Annotated in this window: 11 protein-coding genes; 10 read left to right on the plus strand and 1 reads right to left on the minus strand. The window is 61.0% G+C overall.

What is annotated here, in order from left to right; genetic code table 11:
• Window position 1: 1 nt before the first annotated feature.
• Window positions 2-1,963 carry a DNA topoisomerase IV subunit B gene (gene parE, locus Q0478_RS02115; RefSeq protein WP_298675739.1) on the minus strand — a complete coding sequence of 654 codons (1,962 nt, stop codon included), beginning with the start codon at window positions 1,961-1,963 and terminating at the stop codon, window positions 2-4.
• A 241-nt stretch (window positions 1,964-2,204) separates the two neighbouring features.
• Between parE and hpaR the strand changes: the two genes are divergently transcribed.
• The 10 genes from hpaR to Q0478_RS02165 all read left to right on the plus strand — a co-directional run bounded on the left by hpaR (window position 2,205) and on the right by Q0478_RS02165 (window position 18,117).
• A complete protein-coding gene (hpaR, locus tag Q0478_RS02120) occupies window positions 2,205-2,675 on the plus strand; it encodes a homoprotocatechuate degradation operon regulator HpaR (RefSeq protein WP_298675742.1) in 471 nt (156 codons plus the stop codon).
• Between the two features lie 137 nt (window positions 2,676-2,812).
• Window positions 2,813-4,792: a CocE/NonD family hydrolase gene (locus Q0478_RS02125; protein ID WP_298676133.1), complete on the plus strand. Its 1,980-nt coding sequence runs from the start codon at window positions 2,813-2,815 to the stop codon at window positions 4,790-4,792.
• 118 nt (window positions 4,793-4,910) lie between these two features.
• Window positions 4,911-6,494: an ABC transporter substrate-binding protein gene (locus tag Q0478_RS02130; RefSeq protein ID WP_298675745.1), complete on the plus strand. Its 1,584-nt coding sequence runs from the start codon at window positions 4,911-4,913 to the stop codon at window positions 6,492-6,494.
• A 13-nt stretch (window positions 6,495-6,507) separates the two neighbouring features.
• Window positions 6,508-7,464: an ABC transporter permease gene (locus tag Q0478_RS02135; protein WP_298675748.1), complete on the plus strand. Its 957-nt coding sequence runs from the start codon at window positions 6,508-6,510 to the stop codon at window positions 7,462-7,464.
• On the plus strand, window positions 7,464-8,279 hold the full coding sequence (locus tag Q0478_RS02140; protein ID WP_298675750.1) for an ABC transporter permease: 816 nt from the start codon (window positions 7,464-7,466) through the stop codon (window positions 8,277-8,279). Before Q0478_RS02135 ends, Q0478_RS02140 begins: the two co-directional genes overlap by 1 nt.
• The gene (locus Q0478_RS02145; protein ID WP_298675753.1) at window positions 8,276-9,913 is read left to right on the plus strand and encodes an ABC transporter ATP-binding protein; all 1,638 of its coding nucleotides are present in this window, start codon (window positions 8,276-8,278) and stop codon (window positions 9,911-9,913) included. The genes Q0478_RS02140 and Q0478_RS02145 overlap by 4 nt, the downstream gene beginning before the upstream one ends.
• A gap of 215 nt (window positions 9,914-10,128) precedes the next feature.
• A complete protein-coding gene (locus Q0478_RS02150) occupies window positions 10,129-10,965 on the plus strand; it encodes an alkaline phosphatase family protein (protein ID WP_298675756.1) in 837 nt (278 codons plus the stop codon).
• A 297-nt stretch (window positions 10,966-11,262) separates the two neighbouring features.
• Complete coding sequence (locus Q0478_RS02155) at window positions 11,263-14,436, plus strand: Ig-like domain-containing protein (protein WP_298675759.1); 3,174 nt, start codon at window positions 11,263-11,265, stop codon at window positions 14,434-14,436.
• A gap of 85 nt (window positions 14,437-14,521) precedes the next feature.
• Entirely contained in the window at window positions 14,522-15,823 is a 1,302-nt protein-coding gene (locus Q0478_RS02160; protein ID WP_298675762.1) for a TolC family protein, read from the plus strand.
• A complete protein-coding gene (locus tag Q0478_RS02165; RefSeq protein WP_298675765.1) occupies window positions 15,820-18,117 on the plus strand; it encodes an ATP-binding cassette domain-containing protein in 2,298 nt (765 codons plus the stop codon). Before Q0478_RS02160 ends, Q0478_RS02165 begins: the two co-directional genes overlap by 4 nt.

Consider the following 18,117-nt stretch of genomic DNA (forward strand, 5'->3'; position numbering starts at 1 on the left):
TCTAAACATCCAACTCCTCAACAAACCGCGCGTTTTCTTGGATATATTGGAAGCGCAGCTCGGGTTTTTTGCCCATCAGCCGTTCGACCAGATCCCCCGTTTGGCCCGGTTCGTCTTCGTCGATCGTCACGCGGATGAGCTTGCGTGATTTCGGGTCCATCGTGGTTTCTTTCAAATCCTTCGCGTCCATTTCGCCGAGGCCCTTAAAGCGCTGCACGTCGATTTTACCTTTGCCGCCGAGGCCCTTTTCCAACATTTGCTCTTTTTGAGCATCATCAGAGACATAGAGGCGGCGCGCGCCTTGTGTGAGGCGGTAGAGCGGCGGGCAGGCCAGATAGAGGTGGCCGTGGTCGATCATCGGGCGCATCTGGGTGAAGAAGAAGGTCATCAGGAGCGCTGCGATATGGGCGCCGTCGACATCGGCATCTGTCATGATGATGACTTTGTCATAGCGCAGGTCATCGACGTTGAACTTGGTGCCAAGCCCCACGCCAAGCGCTTGGGTGAGGTCGGAAATTTCCTGATTGGTCCCGATCTTGGAGGAGGCGGAGCCCAGCACGTTGAGAATTTTGCCCCGCAGCGGCAGCAGCGCCTGATAATTGCGGTTGCGCGCCATCTTGGCAGAGCCGCCTGCAGAATCCCCCTCCACGATGAACAGCTCGGTGCCTTCGCGGCTCTTTGAGGAGCAGTCGGTGAGCTTGCCGGGGAGGCGCAGCTTTTGGGTGGCGGTTTTGCGCGAGGTCTCTTTTTCCTGCCGGCGGCGCAGGCGCTCTTCGGCGCGCAGCACGAGGAAATCGAGGATCGCGCCGGCGGATTTCGTGTCGGCTGCCAGCCAGTTGTCAAAGTGGTCGCGCACAGAGTTTTCGACCATGCGCTGCGCTTCGGTTGTGGCGAGGCGGTCTTTGGTCTGGCCGACAAATTCGGGCTCGCGGATGAAGCAGCTCACCAGCGCGCCGGCCCCTGTTGTGAGGTCTTCGCGGGTGATGGTGGCAGCCTTTTTGTTGCCAACAAGCTCGCCGTAGGCCTTGATGCCCTTGAGGATCGCGGCCCAGAAGCCGGCCTCATGGGTGCCGCCTTCGGGGGTGGGCACGGTGTTGCAATAGCTCTGGATGAAGCCGTCGCGGGCAGGCGTCCAGTTGATCGCCCATTCGACCTTGCCGGGGCGGTCGAACTTCTCGAAAGAGACGGTGCCTGCGAAGGGCTGTTCGGCATAGGTGGTGGCACCGTTCATAACCTCTTTGAGGTAGTCCGAGAGGCCGCCAGGGAAGTGGAAGGTGGCCTCTTGCGGGGTATCGCCTTCGCTCTGTGCGCTCTTCCAGCGAATCTCGACGCCAGAGAAGAGATAGGCCTTTGAGCGGGCCATGGCAAAGAGGCGCGCAGGCTTGAGCTTGAGAGAACCGAAGATCTCGGGGTCCGGATGAAAGGTGACCGATGTGCCGCGGCGGTTGGGCGCAGCGCCAACTTTGGCGAGCTTGCCTTGCGGCACGCCACGGGAGAACTCCATGGCGAAGAGCTCTTTGCCCCGCGCCACTTCCACGCGCAAATGGTCCGAGAGCGCGTTGACCACCGAAGAGCCAACCCCGTGCAGCCCGCCGGAGGTCTCATAGCTGTCGCCAGAGAATTTGCCACCCGCGTTGAGCGTGCAAAAAATAATCTCGAGCGCAGATTTCTCAGGGTTGGAGGGGTGTGGCCCTGTTGGGATGCCGCGGCCGTTGTCGCGCACGCTGACATGGCCGTTTTCGTGCAGCTCGATCTCGATCCAGGTGGCATGGCCAGCCACAGCTTCATCCATGGAGTTGTCAACAATCTCGGCCACCATATGGTGCAGCGCGCGGTCATCTTTCCCGCCGATATACATGCCTGGGCGCAGGCGGACGTGCTCCATATCCTCAAGCACCTGAATGGAGGCGGCGTCATAGCTGTCCGGTTTGGGGCTGCGGCTTGCAAGGAGATCGTCTGACATGGCTGCTGCTCGTCTTGTTATGATTTTGCCCCTTATGACAGAGGAGCGCTGCGCAGGGAAGTGGGCAAGGCCCCCAGCAAACGGGGCTTTTGCCTTCTTCTGGTCAAAAATACCTCGGGAGAGCGCGAGAGGGCAGCGCCCTCTCGCATGGATCGTATTTTTGCGCAGCAAAAATGCGAAGTCGGGCGCTTGGCGCCCTAAAAAGCTTGTCAGACTTGTCAAGTTGCGCATAAAGGGGCGCATGAGCGAGACAGATATGGTTTCCACAGGCACTGCTGCCAACTTGCTGCCCTCCACGGAGCGCTCCTTGCCAATCGCGATGTTGCGCGGGCGCGAGGCGGTTATGGCGCCCTATCGCAACATGCTCGCCAAAATCGGTGTGACTGAGCAGCAATGGCGGGTGATGCGCGTGTTGGATGAGCGCGGCACCATGGATCCCAAAGAGATTGCCAAGGCCGCCTGCCTGCTCAATCCGAGCCTGACGCGGATCATGCAGCTGTTGGAGAAAAAGGGCGTGATCAGTCGCAAGGTTCACCCGGAGGATCGCCGGCGCGTGCAGGTGCGCATCACCGCGCAGGGCCGGGCGATGCTGGTGGCGGCGCAGCCCGAGAGCCTCAAGATCGCCGAGCGGTTGCGCACACGCGTGGGCCAGGAAAAGCTCGACTTGCTGCTTGATCTGCTGAGCGAGCTGGCCGAAACCTCCTTTGACTGAACCTGCGGGCCGCGTGAAATTTTACGAAAATTTTAGCCTATTTTTAAAGATATGGCCGGCTTTGTCGCGCGGTGCTTGACAGGGCGGTGTCGCCCATCAAAGCTGGCATCACACAGGCTGTGGGAGGCATTGATCTGATGAGCGAGCAGGGGTTGCGGGAGATTGTCGATCTGCCCGATGTCGGCATTGTGATGGCCGACGGGGTGCGGCTTTCGGCGCGGGTCTGGATGCCGGTGGATGCAGGTGAGGATCCTGTGCCAGCGGTGCTGGAGCATTTGCCCTATCGCAAGCGCGACGGAACCTGCGGGCGCGACGAGGTTTCCCATCCGTGGATGGCGGCGCGGGGCTATGCCATGGTGCGCGTTGACATGCGCGGCAATGGCGACAGCTATGGCCATATGGAAGATGAATACACCGCGCAGGAGCTGGCCGACGCCGTTGAGGTGATCAACTGGCTCGCAGCGCAGGACTGGTGCAACGGCCATGTGGGGATGCAGGGCATCAGCTGGGGCGGGTTCAACTGCTTGCAGACCGCCTATTTGCAGCCCGAACCGCTCAAGGCGGTGATCAGCATCTGTTCCACAGTGGACCGTTTTGCCGATGATATCCACTACAAGGGCGGCTGTTTGCTCAACGAAAACCTGGCCTGGTCCTCGACCATGTGGGCCTATTCCTCCCGCCCGCCAGACCCGGCCTTGCGCGCAGACTGGCGCGAGATCTGGATGGAGCGGCTCAAAAACGAGCCTTTCCTGATTGCGGGCTGGCTCAAGCATCAAAGGCGCGATGCGTTCTGGCAGCATGGCTCTGTCTGTGAGGATTATAGCCGCATCAAGGCCAAGGTTCTGGCGATTGGTGGCTGGGCGGATGGCTACAAGAACGCGGTGCCTGCGCTTATAGAGAACATCGAGGGCGCGAAGGGCATCACCGGCCCCTGGGTGCATCTTTATCCGCATATTGCCGTGCCCGAGCCGCGGATCGGCTTTTTGCAGGAGGCCAAGCGCTGGTGGGACAAGTGGCTCAAGGGGATCGAGACGGGGGTGGAGTCTGATCCGGCCTTTCGCGGCTATGTGATGGAGGGTTACCGCCCCAGCCGTTTTAACGCGCCGCGCAAGGGTGTCTGGATTGCCGATGCGGCCACGGGGGGCAAAATGCGCGTTTTGCCTCTGGGGCCGGACGGGCAGCTGGGCGTTGCGGGCGAGACGCGCGCGCTTGTGGCCTCGCCGGCGCATTGCGGGCTGGCGGGGGGCGAGTATTACGCCATTGGCCGTGGCCCCGAGCTTTCGGGCGACCAGCGCGAGGATGACATTTATTCTGCCGTTTGGACCGGGGCGGCGCTGGCGCGCTCGGTTGATATTGTCGGGCGGCCGCGTGTGCGGCTGCGGCTGAGTGCTGATGCGCCGCAGGGCCAGATATGTGTGCGGCTCAACCATGTGCACCCGGACGGGGCCAGCACGCGGGTGAGCTTTGCTGTGCTGAACCTCACCCATCGCAACGGCGCGGCCAACCCTGGGCCGATGCCTGTGGGAGAGGTGCAGGCGCTTGAGCTTGAGCTTGATCATATCGCCTATCGCGTGCCGGAGGGGCACAGGCTGGCTGTGGCGGTGTCTTCCGCCTATTGGCCGCTCATTTGGCCTGCGCCCGAGGCGGCACGGCTGGTGGTGCATGGCGGTGCGCTGGAGCTGCCCGAGCGTGCGCTGGCGCAGGCCGACGAGTGGCGCTTTGAGCCGGCCGAGGGGGCGGCGGGCTGGCAGACCGAAGAGCTGCGCGCACCGCGCAACGAAAAGCATGTGAGCACGGACCATGAGACAGGGCTTGTCACGCTCACGATCAACGACGACTTCGGCAAACGGCGCGACAGGGCGCATGGGCTGGTGAGCGGCGGTGTGAGCCGCGAAACCTGGGTGATTCACCCCGAGGACCCGTTGAGCGCGCGCGGCATCACCCACTGGACGGAAGAGACCGAGCGCGAAGGGCTTGCCCTGCGCACCGAGACTTTTGCCGAGATGCGCTGTGACAGGGACATGTTTTACCTCACCGGGCGGCTTGAGGCTTATGAGAACGATGTTTTGGTCTCTGCGCGCGATGTGAGCGAACATGTGCCGCGCGATATGATGTGAGCCGCTTTACAAAAAAGTCATCAGAAAAACCTTGCTGATTGAAACGCAATCGGCTTTCATTGACTGAACAATCAACAAAAGCCGCCACAAGGCGGCAGGTATCAACCGGGAGAAGACCATGACTGAACAACTGACCTATTTGAAAAAGCAAGCCAGTGAGGGCCGCCTGTCGCGCCGTGACTTCTTGGGCAAGACCAGCGCGCTGGGCGTTTCGGCGGCCGCTGCGGGCACCATGTTTGCAAGCGCCGTTCAGGCCGCCGGCCCCAAGAAGGGCGGCGTTTTCAAGCTTGGGTCTGTGGGGGGCGAAAGCACCAACTCGCTTGACCCGGCGACATATGCGAGCCAAGTGCCGTTTCACAACGGGCGCCAGTTTGGCGAAACGCTTGTCGAAGTGGGCGCGGACGGCGGTTTGGCCCCCAAGCTGGCGGAGAGCTATGAAAGCTCGCCCGATGCCAAAACATGGATGTTCAAGATCCGTCAGGATGTCGAGTTCCACAATGGCAAGACCATGACAGCGGAAGATGTGCTCAAAACCATGGAGCGCCACTCAAACGAAGAGTCAAAATCAGGTGCGCTCGGCATCATGAAGGGCATTTCAAAGCTCAGCGTTGATGGCGGATCGCTCAAGGTTGAGCTCAATGAAGCCAACGCGGATTTGCCCTATCTGATTGCGGATTATCATCTTGTGATCCAGCCCGACGGTGGCATGGACAACCCCGCCGCAGGCATTGGCACCGGCCCGTTCAAGCTTGAAGCCGACGAGCCGGGCGTGCGCCATGTCTATTCGCGCAATGAAAACTACTGGGGCGATGCGGCGCATTATGATGGTGTAGAAATCATCGTCATCAACGACGCGACAGCGCGCACAGCGGCGCTTCAGAGCGGGCAGGTTCATGCGATCAACCGTGTGGAACCCAAGATTGCCGGGCTTCTGGGCCGCGCGCCAAACCTGACGGTGAACTCGACGCCGGGCCGGGGGCATTATGTGTTCATCATGCACGCGGACACGGCGCCGTTTGACAACAACGAGCTGCGTATGGCGCTGAAATATGCGATCAACCGCACCGAGATCGTTGAGAAAATCCTGCAAGGCTATGGCTCAGTGGGCAATGATATGCCGATCAACGCCGCCTATCCGCTGTTTGATGCAAGCATTCCGCAGCGCGAATTTGATATTGCCAAGGCGGCAGAGCATTACAAGAAGTCGGGCCATGACGGCAGCCCGATTGTCTTGCGGGTTGCTGATGGGGCCTTCCCTGGCGCGGTCGATGCTGCGGCGCTCTTCCAGCAGACGGCGGCGCAGGCGGGCATTCCGCTTGAGATCAAGCGTGAGCCCAATGACGGCTACTGGTCGGAAGTGTGGAACAAGCAGCCGTTCTGCGCGAGCTATTGGGGCGGCCGCCCTGTGCAGGACCAGATGTATACCACGGCCTATCTCTCGACCGCGGATTGGAATGACACCAACTTCAAGAATGCGGAATTTGACGATTTGCTTGTGAAGGCGCGGGCCGAGCTGGACACCGCCAAGCGCAAGGAAATGTATTCGAGAATGGGGTATATCGTGCGCGACACCGGCGGGCTGATCTGCCCGATGTTCAACGACTTTGTCGATGCGGTGAGCAACGATGTTATGGGTTGGGAAACCGACCCGAACGCCGAGCTGATGAACGGATATATCACGCATAAAACATGGCTCGCGTAAGCGAGAGAGTTTGATGCATCCGATCATAAAACTGATTGCCCAGCGGTTTACGCTGGGCATACTCCTCCTTGTTGCGGCGTCGGTATTGATTTTTGGGTTGACCGAAGCTTTGCCGGGCGATGCGGCGCAAGCGGTGCTGGGCCAGGCGGCCACGCCGGAAAGCCTTGCCAACCTGCGCGAAGAGATGGGCCTCAACCGCCCGGCCAGCACGCGGTATTTTGAGTGGTTCGGCGGCATCTTGCAGGGGGATATGGGGGTTTCGATTATCAACCGGCTGGATATTGCCGAAAGTGTGGGCAAGCGGCTGGGCAACACGCTGTTCTTGGCCTTCTGGGCAGCGGTTGTGTCGGTTCCGTTGGCGATTTTCCTCGGGCTTTTGGCGGTGCGCTACCGCAACCGCTGGCCTGACAAGCTGATTTCGGGTGTCACACTCACCACGATTTCCATTCCTGAATTCCTGATCGGCTATGTTCTGGTCTATTTCCTTGCTGTGAAGCTGGGCTTTGGCTCGGCGCTGGCGATGGTGAATGAGAGCATGACCTTGTGGGAAAAGCTCCAGGCGATTGTGCTGCCTGTGATGGTGCTCACGCTCGTGGTGCTCGCGCATATGATGCGGATGACGCGCGCCGCGATCCTCAATGTGATGCAATCGGCCTATATCGAGACGGCTGAACTGAAGGGGCTGAGCACCTTCAATGTGATTGCCAAGCACGCCTTTCCCAATGCGATCAGCCCGATTGTCAATGTGGTGATGCTCAACCTGGCTTACCTTGTTGTGGGGGTTGTCGTGGTGGAAGTGGTGTTTGTGTATCCGGGCATGGGGCAATTTCTCGTGGATGCGGTGACCAAGCGGGATGTGCCGGTGGTGCTGGCCTGCGGCGTGATCTTTGCGGCGATCTACATTGGCCTCAACATGCTGGCGGATATCATCTCTATCCTGTCCAACCCGCGTTTGAGGCACCCGAAATGATGAAAAACATTCCTCTCTCGGCCCTCGTCGGGCTGATGATTACGGGCGTCTACTTCTTTGTGGCGATTTTCGCCGACTGGATTGCGCCCTTTGGCATGGCCGAAGTTGTTGGCGATGTCTGGGAGCCTGCCAGTGCAGAGCACCTCTTGGGCACAGACAATATTGGCCGCGATCTGCTCACACGGATGATTTATGGCGGGCAAACCACCATTTTCATCGCCACCATGGGCACGATTTTGAGCTTTGTCACCGGCTCGACACTGGGCTTTCTGGCCGCTGTTTTGGGCGGCTGGGCCGATCAGGCACTGAGCCGTTTGGTGGATTTGCTGATGGCGATCCCTTCGCTGATCATGGCGCTGGTCATTTTGGCGATGGTCCCTGTGACCGTGCCTGTGCTGATCCTGGTGATGGGCTTGCTTGACGCTACCCGCGTTTTCCGCCTGGCGCGGTCTGTGGCGGTGGACATCAATGTGATGGAATATGTTGAGGCTGCGAGCTTGCGCGGAGAGGGGCGGCTCTGGGTTATTTTCCGTGAGATCCTGCCCAATGCGCTGAGCCCGCTGGTGGCCGAGCTGGGCTTGCGCTTCATTTTCATGGTGCTCTTTATTTCTACGCTCAGCTTTTTGGGCCTTGGCGTGCAGCCGCCTTTGGCGGACTGGGGCGGGATTGTGAAGGAGAACAAGGACGGGATTGTCTACGGCATCGGCGCAGCACTTTGGCCGGCGGTGGCCATTGCCACGCTGGCGATCAGCGTGAACCTTGTGGCGGACTGGATTCTCAACCGCACCACAAGCCTGAAAGGGGGTCGCGGATGAGCGAGACATTTATGCGGGTGCGTGACCTCAAGATCGGCGCGACGGTCTATCCACCCGGCGAGAAGCCGCATGACATTGAGATTGTGCATGGGGTTTCGTTTGATCTGCAAAAGGGCAAGGTGCTTGGCCTGATCGGTGAGTCCGGCGCGGGCAAATCGACCATCGGCCTTGCCGGCATGGCCTATGGGCGCGGCGGTGTGAAGATCACCGGCGGGGAAGTCTGGATCAACGGGCGCAACATTCTGGAGACCACGCTTGGTGACTTGCGCAGCCTGCGTGGCGGGGAAGTGACCTATGTGAGCCAGTCGGCTGCGGCGAGCTTTAACCCGGCCAAGCAGATTTTGGAGCAGGTGACGGAAGCCGCCATTCGCCACGGCAAGTTTACCAAATCCGAGGCCGAGGCGCGGGCTGTGGAGCTGTTTCGCAAGCTGGGCCTGCCGGAGCCTGAAACCATCGGCAACCGTTATCCGCACCAAGTTTCGGGTGGGCAGTTGCAACGCTGCATGACGGCGCTGGCGCTGTGCCCAGAGCCGGACCTTGTTGTCTTTGACGAGCCGACCACGGCGCTGGATGTGACCACGCAGATTGATGTGCTGATGGCCATCAAGGAAGCCATCCGCGACACGGGGGTTGCAGCACTTTACATCACCCATGATCTGGCCGTTGTGGCGCAGGTGTCTGATGACATCATGGTGCTGAAGATGGGCGATATGGTGGAATATGGCTCTGTCGACGAGATCATCAACAGCCCAAAGGAAGAATACACGCAGGCGCTGGTTTCGGTGCGCTCGATTGAGCACGACGAAAAACAGCCCACCAGCGCGCCTGTGCTTATCTGCGAGAACATCACAGCGCGCTACAAGGGCACGAAGTTTGATGTGCTCAAGGATGTGAATGTGGAAGTGCACCCTGGCCAGACCTTGGCTGTGGTGGGGGAGAGCGGCTCTGGCAAATCGACGCTGGCGCGGGTTATCACCGGGCTGTTGCCGCAGCGCGAGGGGCGGGTGCATTTTGCGGGGCGCGATATTGACCCTGTCATGAAGAAGCGCCCGCGCGAAGACCTGCGGGAATTGCAGATGATTTACCAGATGGCGGACACCGCCATGAACCCGCGCCAGACCGTGGGCACGATCATCGGACGGCCCTTGGAGTTTTACTTTGGCTTGCGTGGCGCAGAAAAGCAGGCGCGCATTCAGGAGCTTTTGGACGAGATCGAGCTGGGGCAGGGCTTTCAGGACCGCTACCCCGCCGAGCTGAGCGGCGGGCAGAAACAGCGCGTGTGCATTGCGCGCGCACTGGCGGCCAAGCCGAAGCTGATTATCTGTGACGAGGTGACAAGCGCGCTCGACCCGCTGGTGGCGGATGGCATTCTGAAACTTTTGCTGGATTTGCAGAAGGTTGAGGATGTGGCCTATCTCTTTATCACCCATGACCTGGCGACTGTGCGTGCCATCGCGGACAGCATTGCCGTGATGTATCAGGGCGAGGTGGTGCGCTATGGCACCAAGACCGAGGTGCTGAGCCCGCCGTTTGACGATTACACGGATCTGCTGTTGAGCTCGGTGCCCGAGATGAAGCTGGGTTGGTTGGAAGAGGTGATTGCGCACCGCAAGATGGAGAGCGCGGGGAACTGAGGTGGTTTCGCCTGCTGGCGCAGGCGACCCGCTGGGGGCTTTGCCCCCAGCCCCCCCCCAATGGGGGCTTTGCCCCCAAACCTCCGCTATCAATTGGGGGCTTTGCCCCCAAACCCCCAAGGTATTTCACACCAGAAGAAGGCCAAGGCGGTTTTGGGCTTTTGTGCCCGGAGAAATCTTGGCAGGGTATCAGTGACTTGGCGCGGGAGGCGGCTATGAAACGCAAGCTTTTGTTGATTATTCTGGATGGGGTGCCTTTGCGCAATTTTCGGCGGCTGTTTGGCAACCTGGAAGGCTGGGTGCAGAGCGGGGAGGCGCAGAGCTGGACGATCCGCTCTGTTGTGCCGTCGATTTCGGCGAGCTGTTATGCGAGCATCCACACCGGGGTGAGCCCGCAGGTGCATGGCTGCACCGGCAATGGCAATGTCTTTCGGCTCAAGGAAGAGGATGTGTTTTCGGCTGTGCGCGCGGCTGGCGGGGTGACCGGGGCCGTGGCGCACAGTTTCTGGAGCGAATTTTTCAACCGGCATCCTTTCGACTTTGTGCGCGACATTGAATATGACGAGCCGGAGAGCGACACGATCAACCATGGGCGTTTTCACACCATGACCGGCTATGGGCAGGCCAACCAGATGACGCCTTCTGATGTGGATCTTTTCGGCACGCTTACCAACCTATGTGGGCGCTTCGGGCTGGATTATGGCATGTTGCACAGCTGCACGCTCGACAGCATGGGGCATCGGTTTTTCCATGATTGTCAGGAGATGGACCATGCCTGTTTTGTGATGGACGAGATGCTGGCCCCTTTTATCTGGCGCTGGCGCGAGATGGGCTATGAGATTATCGTGACGGCTGACCACGGGCAGGACGCGCGCGGACATCATGGCGGGAAAGATGATTTGCAGCAACTTTCGGCACTTTATTACTTTGGGGCGGGGCAGGGCCCACATGCGGGTGCCGAGATTGACCAGCTTCAGCTTGCGCCCACCATTCTGAGCCGCCTTGGCGCGCCTGTGCCGGCGCGCATGACGGCGCGCAGTTTTCTGAAATAACCTTGCAAATTTTGGCTTTCGGGCGCTCTTGGGGCGTGTTCTGACCCGTTCTGGCGCGGCGTTATGCCGGCGGATGCCCGAATTTGGCCATCTTTGGGCCCGTTGCAGCGGTGGGTTTTGGTGCGGGTTTGTTGCAAGGCTGCAACGAAAGAGCCCCTAAATATCAGCTTTGACGCAGGATTTGGGGGGGAGCTTGAAAATAGCCCCTATCCAAAGATCAATTTTGCATCTATTGATTGAGGCATAAATGCGGCGCAACAAATGACGCCGCGTATGTCTGAGGCAAATGGTGGTGTCATGAAACCTATTAGTTTCGTTGCCCGTGGTGGCGCGGGGTCTGTAGATCACGGAAACGTATCGGCGGATCAAAATATTACGGAAATTCAAACCAGTGTCGGGGGGGAGTATTCTTTCAACCTGCGCCAGAGCGATATTGTCGCCTTCAAGCGCTCTGACAACAATCTGGAGATTGAACTGGCCGATGGGCGGGTGATTTTGTTGGAGGCGTATTTTGACGCTTCAGGCGCGCCCGTGGCCCGGCTCTATGTGTCTGCGGATACCTACATCAGCGAGGTGACGCTGGTGGATGGCGCCAATGGCGAGCTTTATGGCCAGTATGGTGTGGCCGAGACCTGGGGCAAATATGGCGCCGGAGACGAGCTGATCTTTGTGGATGGCACCGAGGTGGCCCATGCCGCATTGTCCAGCGATGAGGATGTGTCCATGCTGGGCGCCGGGATCCTGACGGGGCTTGGCGGCGGAATTGGCACGGCGGCCGCCGTGGCGGGCGGCGTTGGCTTGATTGGCGGCGGTGGCGGGGGCGGCACCGCTCCGGCTTACATTCCCCCCACGGTAGAGGGGGGCACGGTTGTCATCGGGGGCGATGATGTGGCTGATGACGCGGCCAGCGTCACCGTCAGCGGGACGGCGCAGCCGGGCTCGGACGTGCAGGTTGGCATTGGCGAGGTCACCGTAGAGGCGGTTGCAGGCGAAGATGGCAACTGGACGGCAGTGTTTGAAGGCGAAACCTTCCCTGCGGATGGCACTTATGAGGTGGCTGTTGTGGTCACGGAGGGCGACGGCACTGTCACCGAGCTGGTGGGCCCGAGCGTCACGATTGACCTGACCGGGCCTGAGATTGATGTGCAAGACGGTGTGCAATCCAGTGATGATATTGTCTCCGGCGCGGATCATGCCAGCGCTGAAGGGATTGAAATCAGCGGGATGGGCGAAGCCGGCGCCAGCCTGAGCGTAACGATTGAGGGTGTGACCCATGAAACGGTCGTGGGGGAAGACGGCAGCTGGTCTGTGCGCTTTGACGGCAGCGAGATCAGAGCGGGCGAATATGAAACAGAAGTGCGGATTGTGTCGACCGACAGTTTCGGAAATTCGACCACCGCGCTGGAGACCCTGGTTGTCGACACGGTTTCACAGGTGACGTTCACGGGGGCCTCTGCGGGGGCTGACGGGGTTGTCAACGGTGCGGCGCATGCAGAGGGGGTTACCCTGACGGGCAGCGCGCAGCCCGGCTCGACTGTGGTTGTGAGTTTGGACGGTGTGACGCGTGACGCGGTTGTGGACGCCGAGGGCGGCTGGAGCGTAAGCTACGAGGCCAGCGCCCTGCGCAGCGGCGATTATGCGGGGGCGGTGAGTGTTACGGCCACGGATGCTGCGGGCAATGTGGCGCAGACCACCGGCACGGTTGATTTTGACACGCTGGTGGAAAACTATGCGCTCACCACAGGCACCGGCGGGGCTGACGGGGTTGTCAACGCAGATGAGGCCGCCAACGGGGTGAGCTTTGGCGGCACCGTGGAGCCGGGTTCGAGCGTGATGGTGAATTTCGCCGGCATGGACCGCGCCGCCAGTGTGGCGGAAGATGGCAGCTGGACTGTGCAGTTTGCCGCCGCTGAGCTGCCGCAATCAGATGGCGACAGCTTCACCATGACCGCGGTGGCGACAGACCGTGCGGGCAACAGCTCTCAGCTGACCCAGGCTGTGGTGATTGACAATATGGCTGGCTCTCTGACCTTGAGCAGCGCCCCGGTTGAGGGCGACAATATGGTCAATGCCGATGAGGCTCTGGATGGGGTGGTGCTGCGTGGCACCTCTGATCCGGGCAATATCGTGCAAGTGCAGATGGGAGATGCGCGGGTCAATGTTGTGACGGGCGCGGACGGCGGTTGGACGGCGCATTTTGCCGCCAACCAGATTGCACCGGGCCAGTATGATGCGCCCATCACTGCGACCACCATTGATGCGGCGGGCAACCGGCGCGAGGTGCGGGGCAGTGTGGAGGTTGATACCGAGGTGCGCGATCTGGCGGTTTCGGTGGACCAGATCACTGCGGATGATGTGGTCAACGGGGCCGAGCGCGCCGACGGGGTCAGCTTCAGCGGCACCACAGAAGCGGGATCGACCTCGGTTGTTGTGACGCTGGATGGATCGGCTCAGGCGGCCAGTGTGGACGCCCAAGGCAACTGGACGGTTTTCTTTCCCGGACGCAGCTTGCCGGATGCGGAAGACAGCTATCAGCTTGAGGTGGCTGTGACGGACCGTGCCGGCAACCAGGCCAGCACCTCGCGCGAGGTGGTCTTTGACACATTCGTAAATGAGCTGAGCGGCGAGGCCGTGCAGCAGGATGACAACCCGACCTTCAACGCAACCGAAATCCGCGAGGGCGTTACGGTGTCTGGGTTTGTGGAGATCGGCTCGAGCGTATCGGTGGCGGTGGGTGGCAACAGCTATGCGGCCACGGTCAATGCGCGCGGGGTTTGGGAGGTGGATCTGCCGGCGCAGGCCTTCTCGCTGGAGGCGGACAGTGCCGAGATTGTCGTCACGGCCACCGACCTTGCGGGCAATGTGGACAGTTTCACCCAAACCATCGAGATCGACGCCATTCTCCCGGAGGCTCCCGGCATTGACGGATACACGCGCGGGCACACCGGTTATACGGCCGTGCAGGTGCATGACAGCGACGACACGCAGGCGGTTTATGAGGTGGATGGCACCTCGGTGAGCCAGATTGCCAATGAAGGCGATATGTTTGCGGCGGGTGCCACGAACTTCTTTACCTTTGATGCCACGGTGCCGGATGGATCGCATCTGGTTGTCTCGGCGACAGACGACGCGGGCAATGTCTCAAGCACCTTCATGGCGCTGGATGATCCGCATGGCTCGCAGCTGGATATGAGCAGTGTCAACCCTGGCCTGGCCGGGCTGGAGATTGAGGCGATAGACCTGAGTTTTGCGGAAGACACAGATCTGACCCTGTCCCTCGCGCAAATCGAGGCCTTTGCGGGCAATTCCAACACGCTGGCCATTCGCGGCGGCGCGGATGACACCGTGACATTGCTGGGCGCGACCAAGACAAGCGCCACTGTCGATGAGGGTGGGGAGACCTATGATGTCTACACCATCGGGGCGGAAACGACTGTCTTGATTGATGATGACATTGATGTGGTCATTTAAGATGTGAGAGTCGGGCGCGCCCACAGGCAGGCGGCGCGCCCGGTTCACCCAAAATTATAACGCCTAACAAAAAAAGAGGCGATCCATGGGGCACAACCATTTCGGCCTGCGGGCCATTATCGCAGCACTTGGCCTGACCGTGACGGCGGGCTGTATGTCAGACACCGGCGAGGTCAGCCGCTTCAAGGCGGGGTTTCTGGACAGCACAGCCTTGAGCAAACCGCAGATGCAGGAAAACAGCTCGCCTGTGATCCTTGCGCTTCAGGCGCGCCGCAGCTTGCTGCCGGCGGGCAGCGCCTTTGAGGAGGTGGCCACCTCGGTGCTGGCCGCCAATGCCCGTGCGGCGGAGAGCGAGCTGCGCTCGGCGCGCTTGCGGGCCGAGGCGCAATCCAAGAACTGGTTGCCCACCCTGGGGCCGCAGATTTCACTGACATCGCTCAGTGATGCGGTGGCAGGGCTTGTGGTGGATGCGGTGCTCTATTCCGGCGGGCGCAAGAAGGCCGAGCGGGACTTTGCGCGCGCAGATGTGGAAGTGGCGGCTGTGACCCTTGCCATGGACACCAACGCGCGGCTGCACACGGCCTTGATGCTCTATCTGCATGGCCAACAGGCGGAGGAAACGGCCGCGATGCTGGACCATGCGCTTGAGGATATGCGGCGCTTTGAATGGATCATGACCCAGCGTGTGAAGGGGGGGGTGTCGGATCTGTCTGACCTCAGCGTGATCCGTCACAAGCTTGCCAAGATGCAGGCGCAATATGCGGCCCAGAGCGAGCAGGCGGGCGCGGCGGTGGCCGAGCTCAATGCCATGTCGGTGCGCAAGTTGGGTGGTCTGCGCGGTGTGAGCGCCTTTGAGGTCGATCCGACCGCCGCACAGCCTTTGGAGGTGTTGCTTGCAAAGGCCGAGAAGGGCCGCGCTATTGCCAATGCGGGGATTGACCGGTCCGGGTATTTGCCCACGGTGAGTGCCTCTGCCAACACCAGTGGTGGCGGACTCACCGGAACAATTGCACCGGCCAACCCGATTGGCGTTGGGATGGGGGCCAGTCTTGACGCGATCAAGGCCACCGAGGAAGCCGCTGGCCGGCGCGTGGCACAGGCCCATGAAGACGCCAGCCGCCGGCTTGCCAAACAGGCCTCCGAGGCCAGCGCCCTGGAGCGCCAGCTTGCAGAGGCCAGCGCCCTGACGGCGGGAGCCAAGCGCAACCTTGACCTTTTCCAGCGACAATATGATGCCGGTCAGCGCCAGGTGATGGATGTGGTGGGTCTCTCAGAAACCTACGCCACCCAGGCCGAGGCCGAGATTGCCCTGAAATATGATCTGGTGCGGATCCGTCTGGACATGGCCAAGGAGCTGGGGCTCTTGGTGGATGGGAGCGACATTTGACCCAGAAAATGCCGCTTTCGCTGACGATCAAGGCTGGCGGGAAGGCCAAGTTGAAGCCATCCGCCAATTTGAGTGCCCCTGTTGCGGCTGCCCCTGTTGCGGCTGCCCCTGTTGCGGCGGCCTCTGCGCGCCCGAAGGCGCCTGCGGCCAAGCCGCATGACGCAGGCGGCACCCACGCGCCAAGCGGCGGGCGTGCTGCGGCCACGGCGGCGCTTCTGGCAACCTATGCGGCGCTTTTGGGGGTCACGCTTGTGGCGCGCGACTTGAGCGAGCAGATGGACCAACAGGCGGCCGATGCTGACATTGCCGGGGGCCTTCGGCCAGAGGGCCTGGCGCAGGTGTTGCAAGCGCAGGGGCTGACGGCCTCTGTTCAGACCATCTCACACGCCCTTCACGGTGCATGGCCCGCGCTGGCCCTGATGAGCAGTGGCCAGTTTTTGCTGGTGCTCGCCGAAGAGGACGGGGCCCTCGTGATCTATGACAAAAGTTGCCCGGACAACCGCGCCCGGGTTGCGCTGGCGGAGTTTGAACCCTTCTTCACCGGCACGCTGGTCTGCGCTGAGGCCCGGCTTGAGCAGCTGAGTGCTGCGCATGGGCCCGCGCGCGCAGCGCCGCATTGGTTCTGGGGGGCGTTTGGCGGCTTTAAGCGGGCCTTTGGCGAGATCGTGCTGGGCTCTTTCGTGGCCAACTTGCTGGCTGTGGCCGTGGCGCTGTTCAGCTTGCAGGTCTATGATCGGGTGATCCCGCACCAAAGCGAAGCCACTCTCTGGGTGTTGGCGGCGGGTGCGGCGCTGGCGATTGTGATGGAGGCTTTGCTTAAGATTTCGCGGGCGCGGCTCATGGATGGTGCGGGCCGTCAGATCGAGCTGGGGGTGCAGGGCGTGCTGATGAACCGGCTGTTGGGAATGCGCAGCGAGCGGGCAGGGCAGGAGCCAAGCCAGCTGTTCAGCGCGATGCGCGAATTTGGCGCTGTGCGAGAGTTTTTCACCGCCTCCACCGTCGGGGCGCTGGCTGATATCCCCTTTATTTTCATTTTCCTGCTGCTGGTGGCTTCCATTGCCGGGCCTGTCGTTTGGGTCCTGATTTTGGGGGGAGTGCTCATGGTGCTGCCGGGGGTATTTTTGCAACAAAAGATGATCCGCCTGACCAAGGAGACCCAAGGTGCGGGGGCCAAGGCGAGCCGCATCTTGCATGAGACGATCTTTGAGCTCGACACCGTCAAGACCCAACGTGCCGAGGACCGGGTGCGCCGGATTTGGGAAGAGCTGACAACCCTTTCTGCGCTCAAGTCCAGCGAGCAGCGCCAGCTGGCATCGGCGCTAAGCTTCTGGAGCCAGGGGGTGCAACAGGCCACTTATGTGGGCGCAGTCATCATGGGGGCTTATCTCGTGTTTGCCGGGGAATTGACGGTGGGCTCGATCATTGCGGTTGGATTGCTGACCGGGCGCACCCTCGGGCCGTTGACCCAGCTGGCCAGCACATTGGCCCGTTGGGGCAATGTGAAGGCGGCACTTGATGGGTTGGATGCGGTGGCAGAGGCCCCACAAGACCGCAGCGAGGCGCGCAGCTATTTACGCCGTGCCACACTCAGCGGAGCCTATGAGCTGCATGAAATGCGCTTTGCCTATGACGGTGCGGGCAAGCCGCAGCTGGATGTGGCCGCCTTGCAGCTCAAGGCGGGCGAGGCGGTGGCCGTGCTTGGGGCCAATGGCTCGGGCAAATCGACCTTGCTGAAGGTTCTTGCCGGGCTGTATGCGCCGAGCACGGGGCGGATCTTGCTGGATGGGGTCGAGATGGGGCAGATCGACCCGCGCGATTTGCGCCGGGCGGTGGGATACCTTGGGCAGGAGGTGAAGCTCTTTGCCGGCAGCCTGCGCGACAATCTCAACCTGACCCTGCTGGAGCGCGATGATGCGCGCTTGCTTGAGGCGCTCGATTTTGCCGGGCTTGGGCCCTATGTGAAAAGTCATCCCAAGGGGCTTGATCTTGATATTCGCGATGGCGGTGCCGGGCTTTCCATCGGGCAGCGCCAATCGATTGGTTGGGCGCGGCTTTGGCTGCAAGACCCGGCGATCTGCCTGTTGGATGAGCCCACGGCCGCGCTGGACCAGACGCTTGAGAAGGTGTTGGTCGATCGTTTGAAAAACTGGTTGTCCGGGCGCACCGCCGTGATTGCAACGCATCGGGTGCCGATTTTGCAGCTCACCAGCCGCACGGTGATTTTGCAGGATGGCCGTCTGGCCGTGGACGGGCCGCGCGATCAGGTGTTGGCGCATTTGAGCAAGGGAGCCTGA

Origin of the sequence: uncultured Lentibacter sp. (assembly GCF_937123735.1) — a bacterium.
Classification (GTDB): Bacteria; Pseudomonadota; Alphaproteobacteria; order Rhodobacterales; family Rhodobacteraceae; genus Lentibacter.